Origin of the sequence: Mesorhizobium sp. C277A (assembly GCF_040324395.1) — a bacterium.
Classification (GTDB): Bacteria; Pseudomonadota; Alphaproteobacteria; order Rhizobiales; family Rhizobiaceae; genus Mesorhizobium.
Window position 1 is genome coordinate 1,377,966 of sequence record NZ_JAMYVW010000002.1, and the last position, 21,178, is coordinate 1,399,143.

21 protein-coding genes are annotated in these 21,178 nt (G+C 64.2%); 19 read left to right on the top strand and 2 right to left on the bottom strand.

What is annotated here, in order from left to right; translation table 11 throughout:
• Positions 1–2: 2 nt before the first annotated feature.
• Together hemB and NKK52_RS06795 are read right to left on the bottom strand one after the other, a co-directional pair.
• The gene (hemB, locus tag NKK52_RS06790; protein ID WP_023682401.1) at positions 3–1,055 is read right to left on the bottom strand and encodes a porphobilinogen synthase; all 1,053 of its coding nucleotides are present in this window, start codon (positions 1,053–1,055) and stop codon (positions 3–5) included.
• A 27-nt stretch (positions 1,056–1,082) separates the two neighbouring features.
• Complete coding sequence (locus NKK52_RS06795) at positions 1,083–1,643, bottom strand: pyridoxamine 5'-phosphate oxidase family protein (RefSeq protein ID WP_023682400.1); 561 nt, start codon at positions 1,641–1,643, stop codon at positions 1,083–1,085.
• Between the two features lie 180 nt (positions 1,644–1,823).
• Between NKK52_RS06795 and NKK52_RS06800 the strand changes: the two genes are divergently transcribed.
• From NKK52_RS06800 to NKK52_RS06885, 19 genes are all read left to right on the top strand, one after another.
• A complete protein-coding gene (locus NKK52_RS06800; RefSeq protein ID WP_023682399.1) occupies positions 1,824–2,861 on the top strand; it encodes an enoyl-CoA hydratase/isomerase family protein in 1,038 nt (345 codons plus the stop codon).
• Positions 2,858–3,280: a DUF6163 family protein gene (locus NKK52_RS06805; protein WP_023682398.1), complete on the top strand. Its 423-nt coding sequence runs from the start codon at positions 2,858–2,860 to the stop codon at positions 3,278–3,280. Before NKK52_RS06800 ends, NKK52_RS06805 begins: the two co-directional genes overlap by 4 nt.
• 203 nt (positions 3,281–3,483) lie before the next feature.
• A complete protein-coding gene (gene ldtR / locus NKK52_RS06810) occupies positions 3,484–3,999 on the top strand; it encodes a transcriptional regulator LdtR (RefSeq protein ID WP_023672997.1) in 516 nt (171 codons plus the stop codon).
• Between the two features lie 378 nt (positions 4,000–4,377).
• A complete protein-coding gene (locus tag NKK52_RS06815; protein ID WP_023682396.1) occupies positions 4,378–5,631 on the top strand; it encodes a L,D-transpeptidase family protein in 1,254 nt (417 codons plus the stop codon).
• Between the two features lie 183 nt (positions 5,632–5,814).
• Complete coding sequence (locus NKK52_RS06820) at positions 5,815–7,461, top strand: Na+/H+ antiporter (protein ID WP_023752010.1); 1,647 nt, start codon at positions 5,815–5,817, stop codon at positions 7,459–7,461.
• A 171-nt stretch (positions 7,462–7,632) separates the two neighbouring features.
• On the top strand, positions 7,633–8,946 hold the full coding sequence (gene glyA / locus NKK52_RS06825) for a serine hydroxymethyltransferase (protein ID WP_023669349.1): 1,314 nt from the start codon (positions 7,633–7,635) through the stop codon (positions 8,944–8,946).
• Positions 8,947–9,026: 80 nt separating this feature from the next.
• Positions 9,027–9,611 carry an invasion associated locus B family protein gene (locus NKK52_RS06830; RefSeq protein WP_023682395.1) on the top strand — a complete coding sequence of 195 codons (585 nt, stop codon included), beginning with the start codon at positions 9,027–9,029 and terminating at the stop codon, positions 9,609–9,611.
• A 138-nt stretch (positions 9,612–9,749) separates the two neighbouring features.
• On the top strand, positions 9,750–10,244 hold the full coding sequence (gene nrdR / locus NKK52_RS06835) for a transcriptional regulator NrdR (RefSeq protein WP_023682394.1): 495 nt from the start codon (positions 9,750–9,752) through the stop codon (positions 10,242–10,244).
• Positions 10,245–10,246: 2 nt separating this feature from the next.
• Entirely contained in the window at positions 10,247–11,377 is a 1,131-nt protein-coding gene (gene ribD / locus NKK52_RS06840; protein WP_023682393.1) for a bifunctional diaminohydroxyphosphoribosylaminopyrimidine deaminase/5-amino-6-(5-phosphoribosylamino)uracil reductase RibD, read from the top strand.
• Positions 11,378–11,389: 12 nt separating this feature from the next.
• Entirely contained in the window at positions 11,390–12,007 is a 618-nt protein-coding gene (locus NKK52_RS06845; RefSeq protein WP_023682392.1) for a riboflavin synthase, read from the top strand.
• A 50-nt stretch (positions 12,008–12,057) separates the two neighbouring features.
• Entirely contained in the window at positions 12,058–12,168 is a 111-nt protein-coding gene (locus NKK52_RS32200; protein ID WP_488492023.1) for a hypothetical protein, read from the top strand.
• Between the two features lie 81 nt (positions 12,169–12,249).
• Positions 12,250–12,744 carry a 6,7-dimethyl-8-ribityllumazine synthase gene (ribH, locus tag NKK52_RS06850; protein ID WP_023682391.1) on the top strand — a complete coding sequence of 165 codons (495 nt, stop codon included), beginning with the start codon at positions 12,250–12,252 and terminating at the stop codon, positions 12,742–12,744.
• Positions 12,741–13,241, top strand: coding sequence for a transcription antitermination factor NusB (nusB, locus tag NKK52_RS06855; protein WP_023682390.1), 501 nt, complete (start codon positions 12,741–12,743; stop codon positions 13,239–13,241). Before ribH ends, nusB begins: the two co-directional genes overlap by 4 nt.
• Positions 13,238–14,455: an MFS transporter gene (locus tag NKK52_RS06860; RefSeq protein WP_023682389.1), complete on the top strand. Its 1,218-nt coding sequence runs from the start codon at positions 13,238–13,240 to the stop codon at positions 14,453–14,455. The genes nusB and NKK52_RS06860 overlap by 4 nt, the downstream gene beginning before the upstream one ends.
• Before the next feature lie 178 nt (positions 14,456–14,633).
• Positions 14,634–15,545: a glycine betaine ABC transporter substrate-binding protein OsmF gene (gene osmF / locus NKK52_RS06865; protein WP_023682388.1), complete on the top strand. Its 912-nt coding sequence runs from the start codon at positions 14,634–14,636 to the stop codon at positions 15,543–15,545.
• A 316-nt stretch (positions 15,546–15,861) separates the two neighbouring features.
• A complete protein-coding gene (locus tag NKK52_RS06870; RefSeq protein ID WP_023682387.1) occupies positions 15,862–17,025 on the top strand; it encodes an ABC transporter permease in 1,164 nt (387 codons plus the stop codon).
• Positions 17,022–17,960, top strand: coding sequence for an ABC transporter ATP-binding protein (locus NKK52_RS06875; RefSeq protein ID WP_023682386.1), 939 nt, complete (start codon positions 17,022–17,024; stop codon positions 17,958–17,960). The genes NKK52_RS06870 and NKK52_RS06875 overlap by 4 nt, the downstream gene beginning before the upstream one ends.
• Positions 17,957–18,724: an ABC transporter permease gene (locus NKK52_RS06880; RefSeq protein WP_023682385.1), complete on the top strand. Its 768-nt coding sequence runs from the start codon at positions 17,957–17,959 to the stop codon at positions 18,722–18,724. Before NKK52_RS06875 ends, NKK52_RS06880 begins: the two co-directional genes overlap by 4 nt.
• A gap of 260 nt (positions 18,725–18,984) precedes the next feature.
• Positions 18,985–21,126, top strand: a complete 2,142-nt coding sequence (locus NKK52_RS06885) for a sodium-translocating pyrophosphatase (RefSeq protein ID WP_023682384.1) — start codon at positions 18,985–18,987, stop codon at positions 21,124–21,126.
• Positions 21,127–21,178 lie beyond the last annotated feature (52 nt).

The window sequence follows — 21,178 nt, forward strand, 5'->3', positions numbered from 1 at the left end:
ATTTATCCCTTCAGCATTTGCGCCACTTCCGGCGCGAAGTAAGTCAGGATGCCGTCGCAGCCGGCGCGCTTGAAGGCGAGCAGGCTCTCCAGCATTGCCTTTTCGCCGTCGATCCAGCCATTGGCGGCCGCCGCCTTGATCATCGAATATTCGCCTGACACCTGGTAGGCGAAGGTCGGCATCTGGAACTCGTCCTTCAGCCGGCGGATGATGTCGAGATAGGGCAGGCCGGGCTTGACCATCAGCATGTCGGCGCCCTCGGCGATATCCTGCTCGGCCTCGCGCACCGCTTCGTCGGAATTGGCGTGGTCGAGATAGTAGGTCTTCTTGTCGCCCTTGAGCAGGCCGGCGGTGCCGACCGCCTCGCGGTAGGGGCCGTAGAAGGCGGAGGCGAATTTCGTCGCATAGGACATGATCGCCACATCCGAAAAACCGTTGGCGTCGAGTGCGTCGCGGATGGCGCCGATGCGGCCGTCCATCATGTCGGACGGCGCGATGATGTCGGCGCCGGCCGCTGCCTGGATGACGGCCGCGGCGGTCACCTGTTCCACTGTCTCGTCATTGACGATGATGCCGTCGCGCAAGATGCCGTCATGGCCGTGCGAGGTGAACGGATCGAGCGCGGCATCGGTGATGATGCCGATCTCGGGCACTGCGTCCTTGATGGCGCGGGTGGCGCGGTTGATTATGTTTTCCGGGTCGAGGATGTGCGATCCCGTCTGGTCGCGCAGGCTGAGTTCAACATTGGGGAAGGTGGCGATCGCCGGAATGCCGAGCTTAGCGGCCCGCTCGGCCTCCTTGACGGCGAGGTCCAGCGACAGGCGGAAGACGCCGGGCATGGCGGCGATCGGCTCGCGCGTGTTCTTGCCGTCGATCACGAAGATCGGCCAGATCAGATCGTTCACCGTAAGCCGGTTTTCCTGCACCAGGCGGCGCGACCAGTCGGCCTTGCGCATGCGCCGCAAGCGGCGGCTGCCGGTGATCTCGTCGACGCTGCGTGCGCCGAGCTTTGCCGGCGGGAATTTGTTGCTCGTCGCGGGGGTGAATTTGTTCATCGCAAAAACTCCGGGTCGAGGCGGCTTTTACCACGAGGCCTTGCCGCTGACCAATGCGACACGATTGTGCCAGCCGATGACGCGGTGCTTACGGCTTTGGCGGCCACGCCAGTTCTGGGCCGGTTTTGAAGAACGACACATTGTTGTGAAGGTGCTCTCCGGGGCGAGCCGGATCAGGCGCCCGTCCGGATGGCCGATGTCGGCGACATTGTCGATGAACCAGCGGTTCCAGGTCGCCTCCGGGCCGAGATATTTGTGCAGCAGCCGTTTGAAGCGGTTCGGCGCCATAGCTTCTATGGTGGCGACGCCGCGCAGGCCGAGATGCAGCAGGATGCCGGCCTCATTGTCGACGATCTCCACGGCGCAGCGCGGGTCACGTTCGAGGTGTTTGACAGCACTTGCGCCGGTCGAGCCGAGCAGCCAGATCGCAGCGTCCTCCCAGATGAACCACATCGGCGCGTTGCGCGGCGCACCGTCAGCGGTCACGGTCGCCAGATTGGCCATCAGCGGGCGGCTGAGAACATCATCCGGGTCGAACTTTTTCGGCATCTCCCAGCCATGGCTCGGCGCTGCGGTTTCAAGCGTCATGCGTTTGTCCCTGCATCAGAAGAAAGGCTGTTTTGCCCGGCAATTTTGCGCGCATTTCTGTCGGGGGCAAAGCACGGTCGCGTTCCCTTGCGAAAATCCAAACCGCGCCCGCCGGTTGACGCACCCATGCGCCACCTTTAGCACTTCAGTCCCGCAGGCGCGGGGAGGGATTCTCTGACGATGGTTTTTGGCGGCGGCGACAAGATCCGCTTCGAACGGTTGGGCAAGGCAGGCGTCGTCACGCTGACGCGGCCGCAGGCGCTCAATGCGCTGACACATCGCATGATCAAGGCGCTGGACAAGGCGCTCGACGCTTTTGAGCGCGACGTCGGCATCGATGTCGTCGTCGTCAAGGCCGAGGGCAGGGCGTTTTGCGCCGGCGGCGACATCATGCACGTCTACGAGGCCCGCGCCGGGAAGCCGCCGGTCGAGTTCTTCGCCGACGAATACCGGCTCAACGCCCGCATCAACAGTTACAAAAAGCCCTATGTCGCGCTGATCGACGGGATCGTTATGGGCGGCGGCGTCGGCATCTCTTTCCACGGTTCGCAGCGTGTGCTGACCGAGAACGCCCAGTTCGCCATGCCCGAAGTCGGCATCGGTTTCTTCCCCGATGTCGGCGGCAGCCATCTTCTGCCTGACCTTGGCGGCAGCTTCGGCATGTATCTGGCGCTGACCGGCAACCGCATTCGCTATGGCGATGCGCTGTGGTCTGGCCTGGCCACCCACACCATCAAGGCCGCCGACCAGGCTGCCTTTCTCGATCGGCTCTGCGCCAATGGCGATCCGGAATCGGTGCTGCGCGGCTTTTTCGTGCCGGCCAGGCGGGAGACCGGCCAGCCGGTGCTGGAAGCCATTGCCCGGCATTTTTCCCAACCCTCGCTCGCCGAAATCCTCGAGAGCCTGGAGCGCGCGGCAGGCGCCGACGAGTTTGCCGCCAAGACGCTGGCCACCATCCGCACCCGCTCGCCGACCAGCCTCAGTGTCGCGTGGCGCCAGATCAGCGCCGGGCTGACGCTGTCGATGGAAGCCTGCATGAAGATGGAGTTCCGCATCCTCAACCGCATGCTGGCCGGGCACGACTTCTATGAAGGCATCCGCGCCGTCCTCGTCGACAAGGGTTCGACGCCGCAGTGGCGGCCGGCAAGCCTGGCCGAGGTCGACGCTGCTTCGGTGGACGCCTATTTCGCGCCGCTCGAACGGGAACTCGAACTGTGAGCGAGGTCACGTCGCGGCGCATCGTGCTGCAGCCCTCGGGTGTCGAGATCATCTTCGCCTGGTTCCAGCGCGTCATAGCGGGCTATTGCCTGCTGTTCGGCATCCTGTACTGGATCCGGCTGATCGGCTTTTATCCCGGCCCGCTGTGGCGCTTCGACCTGATGCCGGTGCACTGGCAGGTCGTGGCGGTGATGCTGGCCGTGTTCTTCCCCTTCGCCGCCGCCGGCCTCTGGATGCTGGCGTCGTGGGGCCCGGTGATCTGGTTCATCTGCGCGGTGACCGAGACCATCATGTATGCCGGCTTCCCCGATCTGTACGGCCACCGGCCGCTGATCGTCTTCTCGCATGCCGCGGTGGCGCTGCTCTACATCGCCTTCCGCGTCGTTATCTGGATGCGCAAGCGCCCCGCGCGCGCCTGAAACGCCGCCCCGCAGCCATTGGGTAAATCTTTAGGTTAATTATCCTTGCTCGGGTGACCGTTCGTTAAGCGTCTTGCGAAACCTATTACCGGTAAGCTCTTGTTAGCCCTAGCGTTTAAGTCGAATTTTATGAGTATTCGATAGTGTCGCAATCAAGGTGAAAAACAAAAAATCACCAGGGCGACAAACGAGAGGCAAAGACAATGATCAATTCGCGTCCGGCGGCGAAGACCGCCAACGTATCCGACGATCGCCGCGAGGCTATCCGTTCGCTTTACATGGAATCGCTGCAACTGGTGGAGCGTCTGCATCGCCGTCTGCTTGACGTGATCAAGGACGAGTTCGACCGCAACGGCCGTTCCGACATCAATGCCATCCAGGCGCTGCTTCTGTTCAATATCGGCAATTCCGAACTGACCGCCGGCGAGCTGCGCTCGCGTGGCTACTATCTCGGCTCGAACGTCTCCTACAATCTGAAGAAGCTGGTCGATCTCGGCTTCATCAACCACCAGCGCTCGCGCATCGACCGCCGTTCGGTCCGCGTTTCGCTGACGCCGAAGGGCAATGAAGTGGCGGAAGTCGTCGCCGGTCTCTATGAGCGCCATGTCGGCTCGATCGAACAGGTCGGCGGCATCAACAGCGAAGAGTTCAAGCAGATGAACCGCGCGCTGCAGCGCCTCGACCGCTTCTGGAACGACACGATTGCCTACAGGATGTAATCAGCGGGCCATTGAATAGCAGCTGCGCCGGAAGAAGCGCGGCCGGAGGAAAGTCTCAGCCAACAGGCCGGTGCCGAAAAGCACCGGCCTTTTCTTTTCGAGCCGCCGGCGCTTCCAAATTCGGCGCAAAGCCACGTTGCCGCCATATTCGCGGTGGAAGCGAGGGGTGTGGGTATGCGGCGGCGAAAGCTGTTCGCGCGCCTGTAACGTCGCATCGCCGTCCGCTTTTTACGGCCAGGTGACGCAGGTCATGGTTGGCTAATTCTTAACAATGCCAACTTTAAAGTGCGGGCGATATCGCCCAAAATCGAGCACGTAGCCGAACGCTGCAACAGCCAAACGCTACAAGCCAACACGACAAGAATGTCTGGAACGTCCATGAGAACCAGCCGCCGCTTTTTCCTTTCCGGAGCTTCCGCGCTCGCCGTTGCCATGGTTGCCAATGCCGCCAGCGCGCAGGATGTGATCGACGATATCCTGAAGTCTTCGAACCGTGGCAATTGGGACGACCAGTTCGACGCCCGCGCCTCCGAAGGCGGCAAGGTCGCCTCGACGCTGCCGATCTTCAGCCTACAGACGGTCGCCTTCACCGAACAGGCTGTGGCGCAGTATCAGAACATCGTCGCCCAGGGCGGCTGGGGCGAGGTGCCGGCGACAAAGAAGCTGCAGCTTGGCGTCGACGATCCGGACGTGGTGCCGCTGCGCAAGCGGCTGATGGTTTCGGGCGATCTGGCGCAGAGCGCCGGCATTTCGACGTCGTTCGATTCCTACGTCGACGCCGCGGTCAAGCGCTTCCAGGCGCGCCATGGCCTGCCGGCCGACGGTGCCATGGGCAAGTACACTTATGCGGCGATGAACGTTTCGGCGCAGATCCGCCTCGGTCAGCTGCAGACCAATCTGGAGCGCTTGCGCGAAAAGGCCGGCACGCTGGGCAGCCGTTATGTGCTGGTCGATATCCCGGCGGCACAGATCGAGGCGGTCGAGAACGATCGCGTCGTGCTGCGCCACACCGCAATCGTCGGCAAGATCGACCGCCAGACCCCGGTGGTCAATTCCAAGATCAACGAGATCATCGTCAATCCTTACTGGAACGCGCCGGTCTCGATCGTGCGCAAGGACATCATTCCGCTGATGCGGAAGAACCCCGACTATCTCAAGGACAGCCATATCCGGCTGTTTGCGCCTGATGGCAGCGAAGTCGATCCGATGACTGTCGACTGGTCGACGGATGATGCCGCGAAATACCGCTTCCGCCAGGATCCGGGTTCCGGCAACGCCATGGCCTCGGTGAAGATCAACTTCCCCAGCCCCGACGGCGTCTACATGCACGATACGCCGCAGCAAAGCCTGTTCGGCAAGATGATGCGCTTCGATTCCTCGGGCTGCGTGCGTGTCCAGAACGTGCGCGACCTCGTCACATGGATCCTGCGCGACACACCCGGCTGGGACCGCCAGCATTTCGAGGCTACCATCAAGACCGGCGAGAACACGCCGGTGCAGGTCGTCAACCCGGTTCCGGTCCACTTCCTCTATGTGTCGGCCTGGTCGACGGGTCCGGGCGTCGTGCAGTTCCGCGACGACGTCTACGCGCTCGATGGCGCCAGCGAACTGCAGATCACCTCTTCGCTCTAGGTGCCTGAATTGTTTATGAAAAGGCCGCCGTGAGGCGGCCTTTTCCGTTCGACATCCCAACAGAAGAAGACTGGTGGCCGCCAGCCATGCAGGCCATGAACACTGCCGGACGTTGCGCCGCAGGCCCATCTGGACGGACTAACGGCAATTGCGCATGGTCCTCAAAACAGCCGGAATCGCGCCATGCAGGTCGCAATCTTCATCCTCGCCGTGCTGGTCTTCGTCGCTCTTTCCGGCGCACTGGTGCGGTTGGTTCGGGTGCCGCTGCCGGTGCTGCAGATTGCCATCGGCGCCGCGCTCGCATGGCCGGTGAAAGGCATCCATGTCGAGATCGACCCCGAACTCTTCCTGCTGGTGTTCATCCCGCCGCTTTTGTTCGGCGATGCCTATGGAGCGCCCAAACGCGAGCTGATCGCGCTGCGCGGACCGATCCTCGATCTGGCCATCGGGCTGGTCTTCTTTACCATTGTCGGCTTCGGTTATGCCTTGCACTGGTTGGTGCCGAGCATCCCGCTGGTCGTCGCCTTCGCGCTCGCTGCCGTGCTGTCCCCGACCGACGCCGTGGCGGTGTCCTCGATCGTCGACAGAAGCCTGGTGCCGGCGCGGCTGATGCATATTCTGGAAGGCGAGGCGCTGCTCAACGACGCCTCGGGCCTGGTCATGTTCCGCTTCGCCGTCGCCGCCGCCGTGACCGGTAGCTTTTCCTTCGCCGATGCATCGCTGAGCTTCGTTTATGCCGTCGCCATCGGCATCCTGGCCGGCATCGCCGCGTTGTTCATCGCCGCCAGGCTCCTGCAGCTTCTGAATCGCATCGGCGGCGTTCCGGCCGAGGCGCAGGTTCTGGTCATGGTCCTGCTGCCCTTCATTGCCTATCTCGTCGCCGAACATCTGCATGCCTCAGGCATTCTGGCGGCGGTCACCGCCGGGCTTTTGACCGGCGGCTCCGGCGTCTTCCGCTTCCTCGGCGTCTCGGCGCGCATGCAGACGATCTCGCTGTGGACGACCTTGTCCTTCGTCTACAATGGCGCGCTGTTCATCGTGCTCGGCATGCAGCTTCCCGAAATCATTCGCCGCGTGCCGCCCGAACTGACTGGCCATTACCCGATCATCCAGCCGGTCGCGACGGTGATTGCGCTGACGCTGTGCCTGATCGCGCTGCGCTTCCTCTGGATCTGGGTCGGCGACATCGCGGCAGGCCTCAAGGCAAAATGGGGAAAGCGCAAGGCCGAGCCGTTCGGGATGCGTGTGCGGCTTGCCGGCTCGGTGGCGGGCGTGCGCGGCGCGATCACGCTGGCCGGCATCCTGTCGCTCCCGCTCGCCATGCCGGACGGCTCGCCTTTTCCCGCGCGCGACCTGGTGATCTTCCTCGCCGCCGGCGTCATCATCTGTTCGCTCGCCATCGCCAGCGTGGCGCTGCCGAAGATAGCGCGCGGGCTGGTCGAGCCGGGCGAGGATGGCAGCGCCATCGAGGAGCGTCTCGCCCGCATCGGCGCCGCCAAGGCGGCCATCGCCCGCGTCGAAAGCATGGCGGGCGCCAGCGACGACGACCAGGGCGAGGTGCCCGGCGCCAGGCTTGCCGCCGCCGAAAACATCGTCGCCGGCTACCGGCGCCGGATCGCCACCTCGGACGAGGCCGACGACGCCCGGGCAGAGGCCCGCGAAGCCGGGCGGCTGGAGCTCGAAATGCGGCTTGCCGGCATCGAGGCCGAGCGCATCGCCGTGCGCGACATGTTAAGCAGCGGCGCGATCAACGACCATACGGCGCGGGCGCTGTTTACCGAGATCACGCTCACCGAAGCCTTGCTGCAGGGGCGGCAGGAGCGAAAATAGCGGTACAGGGCCGCTCTGGCGCAATCCGGCCAGCAAATTTCGCGCTGCAAACGTGGCGAGGCGAAAACAACTGTGTTAATGGCGCGGCAATGCATGTCGCCCGGAACCGTGCAGCGGTTTCGGGGCAACGATATGCATAGATAAATGCCCCGAACCGAAGGATTTCAGGCCATGGCAACTGCAGCGGCAGCGTCGAACAAGTTCGAATCCTTCTTCGAAACCACGCTGGAAGATGCCGATCCGGAGATCTTCGGCTCGATCCGCAACGAGCTTGGCCGCCAGCGTCACGAGATCGAGCTGATCGCCTCGGAAAACATCGTTTCGCGCGCCGTGCTCGAGGCGCAGGGCTCGATCATGACCAACAAATACGCCGAGGGTTATCCGGGCAAGCGCTATTATGGCGGCTGCCAGTTCGTCGACGTCGCCGAGGAACTCGCTATCGAGCGCGCCAAAAAGCTGTTCGGCTGCAACTTCGCCAATGTCCAGCCGAATTCCGGCAGCCAGATGAACCAGGCGGTCTTCCTGGCGCTGCTGCAGCCGGGCGATACCTTCATGGGCCTCGACCTGAACTCCGGCGGCCACCTGACGCACGGCTCGCCCGTCAATATGAGCGGCAAATGGTTCAAGGTCGTTTCCTATGGCGTGCGCAAGGACGACCATCTGCTCGACATGGACGCGATCGAAAAGACCGCGCATGAGACCAAGCCGAAGCTGATCCTGGCCGGCGGCACCGCCTATTCGCGCATCTGGGACTGGAAGCGCTTTCGCGAGATCGCCGATGCGGTCGGCGCCTATCTGATGGTCGACATGGCCCATATCGCCGGCCTGGTTGCCGGCGGCGTGCATCCGTCACCGCTGCCGCACGCCCATGTCGTGACCACGACCACGCACAAATCGTTGCGCGGCCCGCGCGGCGGCATGATCCTGTGCAATGACGAGGACATCGCCAAGAAGATGAACTCGGCGGTTTTCCCCGGCCTGCAGGGCGGGCCGCTGATGCATGTCATCGCCGCCAAGGCGGTCGCCTTCGGTGAGGCGCTGAAGCCGAGCTTCAAACTCTATGCCGAGAGTGTCGCCGCCAACGCGAAGGCGCTGGCGTCGAGCCTCAAGGAAACCGGCCTCGACATCGTCTCCGGCGGCACAGACAACCATCTGATGCTGGTCGATCTCAGGCCCAAGAACGCCACCGGCAAGCGCGCCGAGGCAGCGCTCGGGCGCGCCAACATCACCTGCAACAAGAACGGCATCCCGTTCGATCCGGAAAAGCCTTTCGTCACCTCTGGCGTGCGTCTGGGCACGCCGGCCGGCACCACGCGCGGCTTCGGCCAGGCCGAGTTCCGCGAGATCGGCAAGCTGATCGCCGAAGTGCTGGACGGGCTGAAGGTCGCCAATTCCGACGAAGGCAATGCGGCGGTCGAGGCGGCGGTGAAGGCAAAGGTCGTGGCGCTGACCGATCGTTTCCCGCTCTATCCCTATCTCGGTTGACCACCAGCGGCGCTTCGTCTTTTATCCCGCGCTCTGCGCGTCTTGCTGTCCGGGCGGCGCGGCCTGTTGGAGATCTGACGATGCGCATATTCCGTCCTGCCGTTCTGGCCTTCATCGGCTCGCTTGCCGCTTTCACCGCGTCAGGCGCGATAGCCCAGGAGCAGACGCAGCCGGGCACGGATATCCCGGCCACCAACACCTTTGGCAGGTGGACTACCATCATCGATGAGCTCGACACCGGCCAGGATTCGCACAAGACGTGTGCGGCCTCGACAGCCTTTGTCGACGGCAACGGCAATGCCGGCACGCTGACGCTTTCGATCTCGACTGGCGACGCCCTGCCGCCCGATGCCTATCCGGCGATCATGTTCACGATCGCCAACAAGGAGCTGCCGACCGGCAAGAAGATCGCCGCGACCTTTGGCGACCCCGGCGTCAAGGTTTCCGCGACCGTCTATTCCAATGATGCCGGCCGCCCGAGCTGGACCGTCGACAACCAGGCCAAGACCAGTCTCGCTTTGTTGCGTGCCATGCGCCAGGTCATCTCGCTCGATGTGACGTTCGGCAAGCAGGCTGTCGCCAGCATCCCGATGGATGGCTTCACCAAGGCCTACCGCAACCTCGGAACGTCCTGCGGCTTCCCGACCAAGGACGTCGCCCCCTGACATATCTGGCGCGGCTGGCAATTTTCCTCCCGCCTCGCTATCTCTGAGGGCGCGAGCGGCCGTTGCCGAACCTTTGCCGTCCCGGCAAAAACCTCTAAGCCTATCGTTCCGCCAGAATCGCCAACCCGAAGGCTCTCCATGCGCTGTCCCTATTGCCAGTCCGAAGATACGCAGGTGAAGGATTCGCGCCCCGCCGAGGATGGCGCCGCGATCCGCCGGCGGCGCGTTTGCCCCGATTGCGGTGGCCGTTTCACCACCTTCGAGCGCGTCCAGTTGCGCGACCTCGTGGTGGTCAAGAAGTCCGGCAGAAAGGTGCCGTTCGACCGCGACAAGCTCTTGCGTTCGGTGGAGATCGCGGTGCGCAAGCGCAATGTCGATCCCGAGCGCATCGACCGCGCCGTCACCGGCATCGTGCGCCAGCTCGAAAGCTCCGGCGAGACTGAAATCGCCTCGGGCGAGGTCGGCCGGCTCGTCATGGAAGCGCTGAAGTCGCTCGACGACGTCGCCTATGTCCGCTTCGCCTCTGTCTATCGCAATTTCCGTGAGGCCAAGGATTTCCACGATGTGCTGGGTGAGCTCAAAGGCGACGAGTTCAAGGGCGACGAGCTGAAGAGCGAAGAGGACGCCGGCTGAGCATGGCAACCCAAACGTCAGGGAAGGCCGATCAGCAGGCTCTCGATCGCGGTTTCATGGCGGCAGCGCTGAGACTCTCGCGCCGAAATGCCGGCCGCACCTCGACCAACCCTTCGGTCGGCACCATCATCGTTCGCGACGATGGCGCCGGGCCGATGATCGTCGGCACCGGCGTCACCGCTGTTGGCGGCCGGCCGCATGCCGAGACCGAGGCGCTGGCTCAAGCCGGCGAGTTGGCCCGCGGTGCCACCGCCTATGTCACGCTGGAGCCCTGCGCCCACCATGGCCGCACCCCGCCTTGCGCCAACGCGCTGGTCAATGCCGGAGTGGCGCGGGTCGTCGGCGCCGCCAGCGATCCCGATCCGCGCGTCTCCGGCAAAGGCTATGCCATCCTGCGCGCCGCCGGCATCGAAGTGGTCGAAAAGGTGCTGGCCGAGGAAGCCGCCGAGCAGATGGCCGGCTATTTGATTCGGTCCCTGAAAAAGCGCCCGGAAGTGATTCTGAAGCTTGCGCTTTCCAGCGACGGCAAGATCGGCAGGCACGGCGCCGGCCAGGTCGCGATCACCGGCGATATCGCCCGCCGCGAAGTCTATCTGATGCGCGCCGAAGCCGATGGCATACTGGTCGGCATCGGCACGGCGCTGGAGGATGATCCGGCGCTCACCGTGCGGCTGCCGGGGCTGGAGAACCGCTCGCCGGCGCGCATCGTGCTCGACCGCCAGATCAGGCTGCCGGAAGCCTCGAAGCTGGTCTCCGGCACCGACCGAGTGCCGCTCTATGTCGCCGCGAGCCTGGGGGCCGATCCGCTACGGCGGTCGGTGCTGGAGCGTGCCGGTGTGCGCTTCATCGGCACCGAAACCCATGAAGGCGGCGTGGCCTTGCCGGAACTGCTCGAGGATCTCGGCGCGCTCGGCATGGCCAGCGTTCTGGTCGAAGGCGGCGCCAAGGTGGCCAGCGCCTTCCTCGCCGAAGGACTGATCGACCGCATCGTGCTGTTCCAGGGGCCGGAAGCGATCGGCGAGGGCGGCATTGTATCGCCCGTCGACGCCAACCATATCCCGGCAGGCTTCCGCAAATTGCGCGAGATGCGCTTCGGGGAAGATGTCTATGCGGAATGGATAAGGGACCTCTAGGGATCAGCATCGATGTTTACCGGAATTGTCACCGATATCGGCACCGTCGCGGCCGTCAAGCCGCTGAGCGAAGGTGTCGGCCTGCGCATCGACACTGCCTATGATCCCGCGACCATCGCCATTGGCGCCTCGATCTCTTGCGGCGGCGTCTGCCTGACGGTCACGGCTTTGCCCGACGATGGCTCGAACGCCCGCTGGTTCGAGGTCGAAGCCTGGGAAGAGGCACTGAGGTTGACCACGGCGTCGGGCTGGAAATCAGGCACCAGGGTCAATCTGGAGCGGGCGCTGAAGATCGGCGACGAGCTCGGCGGCCACATCGTCTCCGGCCATGTCGATGGCATGGCCGAAATCGTCGAACGCAAGGACGAGGGCGATGCGGTGCGCTTTACGCTGGAGGCGCCGCGCGAACTGGCGAGATTCATCGCGCCAAAAGGCTCGGTCGCACTTGATGGCACCTCGCTTACCGTCAACAAGGTCGAAGGCACCCGTTTCGACGTGCTTTTGATCCATCATTCGCTGACCGTGACCACTTGGGGCGAGCGCAAGGTCGGCGACAAGGTCAACCTCGAGATCGACACCATGGCCCGCTACGCCGCGCGCCTAGTCGAGGCGGCGAAAGAGGGGCTTTGATGGCCGCAAGACTCACAATCGAACAGAAAAAGCGGCTTACGCGCAAAGCAATGGCCGATGTAGACGGGGGTCGTGTAGTGGATCACGAAGCTGTTCTCGTCTGGGCTGAAAGCCTCTGCAGCGAGTGCCCGCTACCGACGCCCAGCCCAAAGACGCGCTAGGCCAGGCTTCGCCTCCAGCAATCTTCCGCTTGCGATCAAACCGGCTTCGGCCTAAGTCACCGGCTACCCCCGGAGACATTTATGGCTGGCACATCCCAACACGGCAAAGCGTTCATTCGCCCGAAGAAGAAGGCCCACCTTCTGATCATCGAGGCGCGCTTTCATGACGATCTTGCCGACGCGCTGCTCGACGGCGCGACGAGCGCGCTCGACGAAGCTAGCGCGACCTATGACGTCGTCACCGTTCCCGGTTCGCTGGAAATTCCAGCCGTGATCACTTTTGCGCTCGACGGCATGGGCGAGGGCGGCAAGGACTATGATGGTTTTGTCGCGCTCGGCACCATCATCCGCGGCGACACTTATCATTTCGACATCGTCGCCAATGAATCGAGTCGCGCGCTGATGGATCTCTCGGTCCAGGAAGCGATTGCGATCGGCAACGGCATCCTGACCACCGAGAACGACGCGCAGGCCTGGACGCGCGCCAAGCGCTCGGAGGGTGACAAGGGCGGCTTTGCCGCGCGCGCGGCGCTGACCATGATCGCGCTCAAAGAGAAGCTGGGAGCGCAATCGTGAGCGAACCCGCTTCGCCCGGCCAGCCCGCGATACGCCACGCCAACAAGCGTGGCGCCGCCCGTCTGGCCGCCGTGCAGGCGCTTTACCAGATGGACGTGGCCGGCAGCGGCGTCTTCGAGATCACCGCCGAATACGAGGCGTTCCGGCTCGGCAAGGAAGTCGACGGCGCGCTTTATCGCGAGGCCGACGCGCAGTGGTTCCGCGCCATCCTGGCCGGCGTCGTCGAGAACCAGACGACCATCGATCCGATTATACGCCAGGCGCTGACGGAAGACTGGCCGCTGTCCAGACTCGATTCGACGTTGCGCGCAATCCTGCGCGCTGGCGTCTACGAACTGATGAAGCGCGACGACGTGCCGGTGGCCGTCATCGTTTCGGAATATGTCGACATCGCCAAGGCCTTCTACGAGGAAGACGAGCCGAAGCTGACCAACGCCGTGCTCGACCGTGTGTCGCGCCGGGTGCGGGGCGAGGGGCGCGGCAAGGACGCATTGTGACCGGCACCGTCCCCGGCGCAGCAAGGGAAGCGCGCCGCACGGCGATCATCCTGGCGACGTCGCAGGCGATTATCGGTTCGGCCGCGCCGATTGCCATTTCCATGGGCGGGCTGGCCGGGCAATATCTGCTTGGCCCCGATAAGTCGCTGGCAACGGCGCCAATCACCGGCTTCAACATCGGCGTGGCGCTCGGCGCGTTGCCGGCCGCGGCCATCATCCGCTGGCTCGGCCAGCGCGGCGGCTTCATGACCGGCACCATCGTGACCGCGCTTGGCGGCGTCATCTCCACGCTGGCACTGTTCCACGCCAGCTTCTGGCTGTTCGCTTTCGCGCTGCTGGTGATCGGCGTCGGCGGCGCCTTCGTCCAGCAGTTCCGCTTCGCCGCCGCCGATAATGCTCCGCCCGAATTCAAGGCGCGCGCCATTTCCTTCGTGCTGGCCGGCGGCGTCATCACCGCGATCCTCGGGCCGCAGATCGTCATCTTCACCCGCGAATTGCTGGCGCCGGTGATGTTTGCCGGCTCGTTCGTGGCCATTCCGGTTCTGGCGGCGGCCGGCGCCATCATCCTGTCATTCCTGCGCATCCCGGCCAAGGCTCCCGGCCACGCGGAAGTCGCGTCAAGCGACGCCCGGCCGCTGTCCGATATCGTCACCCGGCCGCGTTTTGTCGCGGCGCTGTTTTGCGCCGTCGGCAGCTATGCGCTGATGAGTTTCGTCATGACCGGCGCGCCGCTGGCCATGGTCGGCTGCGGCCTGTCGACAGACGACGCCACGCTCGGCATTTCCTGGCATGTGATGGCGATGTTTGCGCCGAGCTTCTTCACCGGATCGCTGATCCATCGCTTCGGCGCCGAACGCATCGTCGCCACCGGCCTGGTCCTGCTCATCGGCTGCGCCGCGGTGGCATTGTCCGGCCTGCATTTGTGGCAGTTCTGGACGGCGCTGATCCTGCTTGGCCTCGGCTGGAATTTTGCCTTCATCGGCGCCACCTCCATGGTCGCCGACAGCTACCATCCGTCCGAAAAGAGCAAGGTGCAGGGCTTCCACGACTTCGTCCTGTTCGGCTCCGTCGCCTTCGCCTCGCTAATGTCGGGCGCCATCTATAATGCCTGGGGCTGGGAGATGCTGAACTGGCTGGTTTTCCCGGTCGTCGCCCTCTGCTTCGTCGCCCTTGGCGCGCTCAAACTGACCGGATCGCGCAAAGCCCGCGCCTGATCCGGTTCTATCTTTGGCTTGGCACGACGTGTCAGCATGGCGGCGGCCGAAATCGCGGCGACCGCACAAAATTATTGCGTCTGTACCCATTGTTATGAAACCGTGTGCCCCGACGGGGCGTTGAAGCCATGCTCATATGCGGCCACCGCATTTCGGTCCAAAGCAAGGGGTTTTCACAATGTTTTCAGTCAAGATTCTGACCGGCGCGGCGTTGGCGCTCGGCATCACGGCCGCCTCCGCCAATGCCCAGGTGGTCGTCTCCTCGAAGATCGACACCGAGGGCGGCGTGCTCGGCAACATCATCCAGCTTGTGCTCAACGCCAACAACATCAAGACCACCGACCGCATCCAGCTCGGCGGCACGCCGGTGGTACGCAAGGCGATCACTGCCGGCGAGATCGACATCTATCCCGAGTACACCGGCAATGCCGCTTTCTTCTTCGAGAAGGCCGACGATCCGGTCTGGAAGGATGCCGCCAAGGCCTATGAGACCGCCAAGAAGCTCGACTATGACGCCAACAAGATCGTCTGGCTGTCGCCGTCACCGGCCAACAACACCTGGGCGATCGCGCTGCGCAAGGAGGTTGCCGAGACCAACAAGCTGGCGACCCTGACCGACTTCGGCAAATACGTCGCCGGCGGCGGCACGGTGGTTTTGGCGGCGTCGGCTGAGTTCGTCAATTCGGCGGCAGCCCTGCCGGCGTTCCAGACCACTTACGGCTTCACGCTGAAGCCCGAGCAGTTGATCACGCTTTCGGGCGGCGACACCGCCGCGACAATAGGTGCTGCCGCCAACCAGACCAACGGCGCCAACGCCGCCATGGTCTACGGCACCGACGGCGGCATCGCGCCGTCCGGCCTGGTCGTGCTCGCCGACGACAAGGGCGTGCAGCCGGTCTACCAGCCGGCGCCGATCATCCGCGAAGCGGTGCTGAAAGAGCATCCGGAGATCGAGACGCTGTTGAAGCCGGTGTTCGCCAAGCTCGACCTCGTCACGCTGCAGGAACTCAACGGCCGCGTCCAGGTCGGCGGCGAGCCGGTCAAGGGTGTCGCCGAGGACTTTTTGAAGAAGAACGGGTTTTTGAAGTAGTCAGCGCATAGCTGATCGTGACGCTGGTGCGAGACACCCCTCTCTGGAAGCTGCTGATCTCCCCCCTTGCGGGGGAGATGTCCGGCAGGACAGAGGGGGGTGCTGTCCCGCCGACCTCACAACCGGTAGCAGGTGCGTGCCTCGACAGGGTTGCTTCTGAACAGGCCGACGCTCGAAAGCTGGCGATCCTTCACACCCCCCTCTGGCCTGCCGGCCATCTCCCCCGCAAAGGGGGAGATCGGATTTCGCGTCGGCTTTCGCCGATCACCAGCGTAGTCTGCGCAACGTGGAAAATCGCTCCTCATGAGGGGCATCCATGACCCTGCGTTTCGACAAGCTCGGCATGGTTATCGCGGCGATCGTTGCCTATGCGGCGTTTCTGGCCCCGTTCGCCACCTTCCGCGCCAATCGTATCGTCCCCGGTCAGGCGCGCTCGATGCTGGAGGCTTTGCCCGCAACGATCGGGCCGCTGCTGCTGGCAGTCGTCGTCGTGGCCGCAATTGTTGCCTTGCTGAAGACCCCGCTTGTCCTGCGCCTGGCCGCAAGCGTCGTGGCGCTCGCCGCCCTTGCCATCCTGATCGGTGTCGCCGGGACCTTCCTGATGCCGGCCGGCAACACCTTCGCCCGCATCTCGCCGGCTTCCGGGTTCTGGCTGTTGATCTTCGCCTTCACATTGTTGCTCGCCGACGTGCTGACCAGGCTCAACCTGTCGCCACCGGCCCGCGTCGGCGTGCTCGTCGTCGCGGCGCTGGCCATCGGCTTGTTGCTGATATCGGGGCAGTGGGACAGCCTGTCGATCCTCAAGGAATATGCAAACCGCGCCGATAGTTTCTGGGCGGAAGGCTCCAAGCACATCACACTGGCGCTGGGGTCGCTGGCGGCGGCGGTGATCGTCGGCCTGCCGCTCGGCATCCTGTGCCACCGCGTCGAACGGGTGCGGGCCGGCGTGCTCAATGTGCTCAACATCGTCCAGACCATACCCTCGATCGCGCTGTTCGGCCTGCTGATCGCGCCGCTCGGCTGGGTCGCCGCGCATGTTCCGGGTGCCGCAGCGCTCGGTATCAGAGGCATCGGCACCGCGCCGGCCTTCGTGGCTTTGTTCCTCTATTCGCTGCTGCCGGTGGTGGCCAACACCGTGGTCGGGCTTGCCGGCGTACCCCGCGCGGCCAATGATGCAGCGCGCGGCATGGGCATGACCGATGGCCAGCGCCTGTTCGGCGTCGAGTTTCCGTTGGCCTTTCCGGTGATCCTCGCCGGCATCCGCATCGTGCTGGTGCAGAACATCGGCCTTGCCACCATCGCAGCACTCATCGGCGGCGGCGGCTTCGGTGTGTTTGTGTTTCAGGGCGTTGGCCAGACGGCGATGGACCTGGTGCTGCTTGGCGCCGTGCCGACGGTGGCGTTGGCCTTCGCCGCGGCCATCATCCTCGACGCAGTAATCGAAATGACCGCCACCAGGCGCAGGGTTGAAACGGCATGATCGAGATCGAAGGCATTACCAAGCGCTATGACGCGACGACCGTGGTCGACGACGTGTCCATGGTCGTCGAGCCGCGCACGGTTTGCGTCATTGTCGGTACCTCCGGTTCCGGTAAGACGACGCTGCTGCGAATGATCAACCGGCTGGTCGAGCCGACCGCCGGCGTCATCAAGCTCGACGGCAACGACAACCGCTCGCTGCCCGGCTACGAGCTGCGCCGCAGCATCGGCTACGCCATCCAGGGCCACGGCCTGTTCCCGCACCGCACCGTTGCGCAGAACATCGCCACCGTGCCGGTCCTGCTCGGCTGGGACAGCGCCCGTATCAAATCCCGCGTCGCCGAGCTGATGACGCTCTACCAGCTCGACCCCGAGGCCTATGGCCCGCGCTACCCGCACGAACTGTCCGGCGGGCAACAGCAGCGTGTCGGCGTCGCCCGCGCGCTCGCCGCCGAGCCCAATGTGCTTCTGATGGACGAACCGTTCGGCGCACTCGACCCGATCATCCGCACCAAGGCGCAGGAGGACCTGCTGGCAATCCAGAAGCGCTTCGGCACCACCATCATCCTCGTTACCCACGACATGGAGGAGGCGGTCCACATGGGCGACAAGATCGCCGTCATGGATGCCGGAAAGCTGGTGCAATACGCCAAGCCGGAAGAGATCCTGGCGCGGCCGGCGAACGCCTTCGTCGAAACCCTGGTCGGCGCCAGCGAAAAGCCGTTCCGGCTCTTGTCGCTCGGCCGCGTGCGCGACGCCGTGGAAAAGGGGACTGCCGAAGGCGAGGCGATCCCAGGCGACGCCAGCCAGCGCGACGCGCTGGCCGAGCTTCTGTGGTCGGGCCGGCCGGCGCTGCCGGTCAAGGGCGAAGACGGCAAGCTGCTCGGCCGCGTCACCGTCGACGGGCTGGTGAAGCGCGCGGCGAGGCCGGCATGAAAGGGGCCGGTCTAAAAGCCTGGCTGCCTTCGCTGCTCAGGCTTGCCCTGGTGGTGCTTCTCATAGCCTTCGTCACCAATCCCGGCTGGTTCGAGCCGCTGTTGAAGCCGCTGACCGAAAACAATGCGCCGGCGATCTACAATCAGGGCAGCCTGCTGACGCTGACCCTGCTGCATCTCAGGACCGTGCTGATCGCTACCGTCGCCGCAACCATCGTTGCCGTGGCGCTTGCCATCCTGGTGACCAGGCCGGCGGGCGCCGAATTCCTGCCGCTGTCGCGCAGTCTGGTCAATATCGGCCAGACCTTTCCGCCGGTGGCGGTGCTGGCGCTGGCGGTGCCCGCCGTCGGTTTCGGCGAGAAGCCGACGCTGATTGCGCTGTTTCTCTACGGCCTGCTGCCGATCTTCGAGAACGCGCTGACCGGCCTCACAACGCTGCCGGGCAACATCATGGAGGCCGCGCGCGGCGCCGGCATGACGGGCTGGCAAAGACTGGTCAAGGTCGAATTGCCGCTGAGCGCGCCGATCATTCTGGGAGGAATAAGGCTGTCGGTGGTGATCAGCCTGGCCACGGCGACGATCGGCTCGACGGTTGCCGCCAAGACGCTGGGCGAGGTGATCATCGCCGGCCTGCTGTCCAACAATCTCGCCTTCGTCCTGCAAGGCGGCCTGATCGTCGCGGCGCTGGCGGTGCTGATCTATGACGGACTGTCCGCCATCGAGCGCTATACGGCGCGCAAGATGGGGCAGGAGACTGGCGACTGACCTTCGCTGGACTGCGGGCAAAGCATTGACTGACGCAGCGTCATTTCAACCGATCTAATAGCAAGGCATCGGCCACGGGAATGTTCTGGCCTAAACCTTTTGGCTGAAAGCGGGGCAAAAACCGAACAATATCTTGACGTTCCGAGCCCTGTTTCGCATACACCGCTGCGAAGGACGGATTCCGCCTAGGCTTATCCGCTCCCCGCACCAACGGCCCAGGGAGGGGTTCTTTTGGGCCATCAATCGAGGAAAATTCGGCAATGACCATCATTTCTGCCGTCATCGCCTGCGGCTTGCTTTCAATCCTTTACGCCATCTGGGCGACACGATCGGTTCTTGCAGCCGATCAGGGCAACGCACGCATGCAGGAAATCTCCGCCGCCATCCGCGAAGGCGCGCAAGCCTATCTGGCGCGCCAGTACACCACCATCGCCATCGTCGGCGTGGTCGTGCTTGTGCTCGCCTGGTGGCTGCTCTCGATCACCGCCGCGGTCGGCTTCCTGATCGGCGCCGTGCTCTCTGGCGCCGCCGGTTTCATCGGCATGCACGTCTCGGTGCGCGCCAATGTGCGCACCGCGCAGGCGGCGTCCAACAGCCTCGCCGCCGGTCTCGACATCGCCTTCAAGTCGGGCGCCATCACCGGTATGCTGGTGGCTGGCCTCGCGCTGCTCGGCGTGTCGATTTACTACTATATCCTGACCGGCCCGATGGGCCTGCAGCCCAATGACCGCATCGTCATCGATGCGCTGGTTTCGCTCGGCTTCGGCGCATCGCTAATCTCGATCTTCGCCCGTCTGGGCGGCGGCATCTTCACCAAGGGCGCCGACGTCGGCGGCGATCTCGTAGGCAAGGTCGAAGCCGGTATTCCCGAAGACGATCCCCGCAACCCGGCCACCATCGCCGACAATGTCGGCGACAATGTCGGTGACTGCGCCGGCATGGCCGCCGACCTCTTCGAGACCTATGCGGTGACCGTCGTTGCCACCATGGTGCTGGCTGCCATCTTCTTCGGCGGCACCGCCGCTCTGGGTGCGGCGATGCTCTATCCGCTCGCTATCTGCGGTGCCTGCATCCTGACCTCGATCGTCGGCACCTTCTTCGTCAAGCTCGGTTCCAACGGCTCGATCATGGGCGCCCTCTACAAAGGCCTGATCGTCACCGGCCTGCTGTCGGTCGTCGGTCTCGGCGTCGCTACCTCGGCAACCGTCGGCTGGGGCGAGGTCGGCACCGTCGCCGGCATGACCATCATCGGCAAGAACCTGTTCATCTGCGGCCTGATCGGTCTCGTTGTGACCGGTCTCATCGTGGTGATCACCGAATACTATACCGGCACCAACAAGCGCCCGGTGAACTCCATCGCCCAGGCCTCGGTGACCGGTCACGGCACCAACGTCATCCAGGGACTTGCGGTGTCGCTCGAATCGACCGCACTGCCGGCAATCGTCATCGTCGGCGGCATCATCTCGACCTACCAGCTCGCCGGCCTGTTCGGCACGGCGATCGCGGTCACCACCATGCTCGGCCTTGCCGGCATGATCGTCGCCCTCGACGCCTTCGGCCCGGTCACCGACAATGCCGGCGGCATTGCCGAAATGGCCGGCCTGCCCAAGGAAGTGCGCCACTCCACCGACGCGCTCGACGCGGTCGGCAACACCACCAAGGCGGTGACCAAGGGCTATGCCATCGGTTCGGCCGGCCTCGGCGCGCTGGTGCTGTTTGCGGCCTATTCGAACGATTTGAAGTTCTTTGCCGCCAATGGCGACAAATATCCGTACTTCCAGGGCATGGGCGATGTCTCCTTCGACCTCTCCAATCCCTACGTCGTCGCCGGCCTGATCTTCGGCGGTCTGATCCCGTATCTGTTCGGCGGCATCGCCATGACGGCCGTCGGCCGTGCGGCCGGCGCCATCGTCGAGGAAGTGCGCAAGCAGTTCCGCGAGGATCCGGGCATCATGGCCGGCACCTCCAAGCCAAACTATGCGCGCGCCGTCGACCTTCTGACCAAGGCGGCGATCCGGGAAATGATCATCCCCTCGCTGCTGCCGGTGCTGGCGCCGCTCGTCGTCTATTTCGGCGTGCAGCTGATCTCGGGCTCCAAGGCGTCCGCCTTTGCGGCACTCGGCGCCTCGTTGCTCGGCGTCATCGTCAACGGCCTGTTCGTCGCCATCTCGATGACTTCGGGCGGCGGCGCCTGGGACAATGCCAAGAAGTCGTTCGAGGACGGTTTTGTCGACAAGGACGGCGTCAAGCACCTCAAGGGGTCCGAAGCGCACAAGGCTTCGGTCACCGGCGACACGGTTGGCGATCCCTACAAGGACACCGCCGGCCCGGCGGTCAACCCGGCAATCAAGATCACCAACATCGTGGCGCTTCTGCTGCTGGCCGTGCTCGCGCACGGCTGAGGCAAAGCCACTGATTCAAGAAAAAACCCGCGGAGCGATCCCGCGGGTTTTT

What these genes read in the sequence shown, in the direction of transcription:
- hemB (WP_023682401.1), bottom strand. Translation starts at nt 1,055, where the DNA reads ATGAACAAATTCACCCCCGCGACGAGCAACAAATTCCCGCCGGCAAAG.
- NKK52_RS06795 (WP_023682400.1), bottom strand. Translation starts at nt 1,643, where the DNA reads ATGACGCTTGAAACCGCAGCGCCGAGCCATGGCTGGGAGATGCCGAAA.
- NKK52_RS06800 (WP_023682399.1), top strand. Translation starts at nt 1,824, where the DNA reads ATGGTTTTTGGCGGCGGCGACAAGATCCGCTTCGAACGGTTGGGCAAG.
- ldtR (WP_023672997.1), top strand. Translation starts at nt 3,484, where the DNA reads ATGATCAATTCGCGTCCGGCGGCGAAGACCGCCAACGTATCCGACGAT.
- NKK52_RS06815 (WP_023682396.1), top strand. Translation starts at nt 4,378, where the DNA reads ATGAGAACCAGCCGCCGCTTTTTCCTTTCCGGAGCTTCCGCGCTCGCC.
- NKK52_RS06820 (WP_023752010.1), top strand. Translation starts at nt 5,815, where the DNA reads ATGCAGGTCGCAATCTTCATCCTCGCCGTGCTGGTCTTCGTCGCTCTT.
- glyA (WP_023669349.1), top strand. Translation starts at nt 7,633, where the DNA reads ATGGCAACTGCAGCGGCAGCGTCGAACAAGTTCGAATCCTTCTTCGAA.
- NKK52_RS06830 (WP_023682395.1), top strand. Translation starts at nt 9,027, where the DNA reads ATGCGCATATTCCGTCCTGCCGTTCTGGCCTTCATCGGCTCGCTTGCC.
- nrdR (WP_023682394.1), top strand. Translation starts at nt 9,750, where the DNA reads ATGCGCTGTCCCTATTGCCAGTCCGAAGATACGCAGGTGAAGGATTCG.
- ribD (WP_023682393.1), top strand. Translation starts at nt 10,247, where the DNA reads ATGGCAACCCAAACGTCAGGGAAGGCCGATCAGCAGGCTCTCGATCGC.
- NKK52_RS06845 (WP_023682392.1), top strand. Translation starts at nt 11,390, where the DNA reads ATGTTTACCGGAATTGTCACCGATATCGGCACCGTCGCGGCCGTCAAG.
- NKK52_RS32200 (WP_488492023.1), top strand. Translation starts at nt 12,058, where the DNA reads ATGGCCGATGTAGACGGGGGTCGTGTAGTGGATCACGAAGCTGTTCTC.
- ribH (WP_023682391.1), top strand. Translation starts at nt 12,250, where the DNA reads ATGGCTGGCACATCCCAACACGGCAAAGCGTTCATTCGCCCGAAGAAG.
- osmF (WP_023682388.1), top strand. Translation starts at nt 14,634, where the DNA reads ATGTTTTCAGTCAAGATTCTGACCGGCGCGGCGTTGGCGCTCGGCATC.
- NKK52_RS06870 (WP_023682387.1), top strand. Translation starts at nt 15,862, where the DNA reads ATGACCCTGCGTTTCGACAAGCTCGGCATGGTTATCGCGGCGATCGTT.
- NKK52_RS06875 (WP_023682386.1), top strand. Translation starts at nt 17,022, where the DNA reads ATGATCGAGATCGAAGGCATTACCAAGCGCTATGACGCGACGACCGTG.
- NKK52_RS06880 (WP_023682385.1), top strand. Translation starts at nt 17,957, where the DNA reads ATGAAAGGGGCCGGTCTAAAAGCCTGGCTGCCTTCGCTGCTCAGGCTT.
- NKK52_RS06885 (WP_023682384.1), top strand. Translation starts at nt 18,985, where the DNA reads ATGACCATCATTTCTGCCGTCATCGCCTGCGGCTTGCTTTCAATCCTT.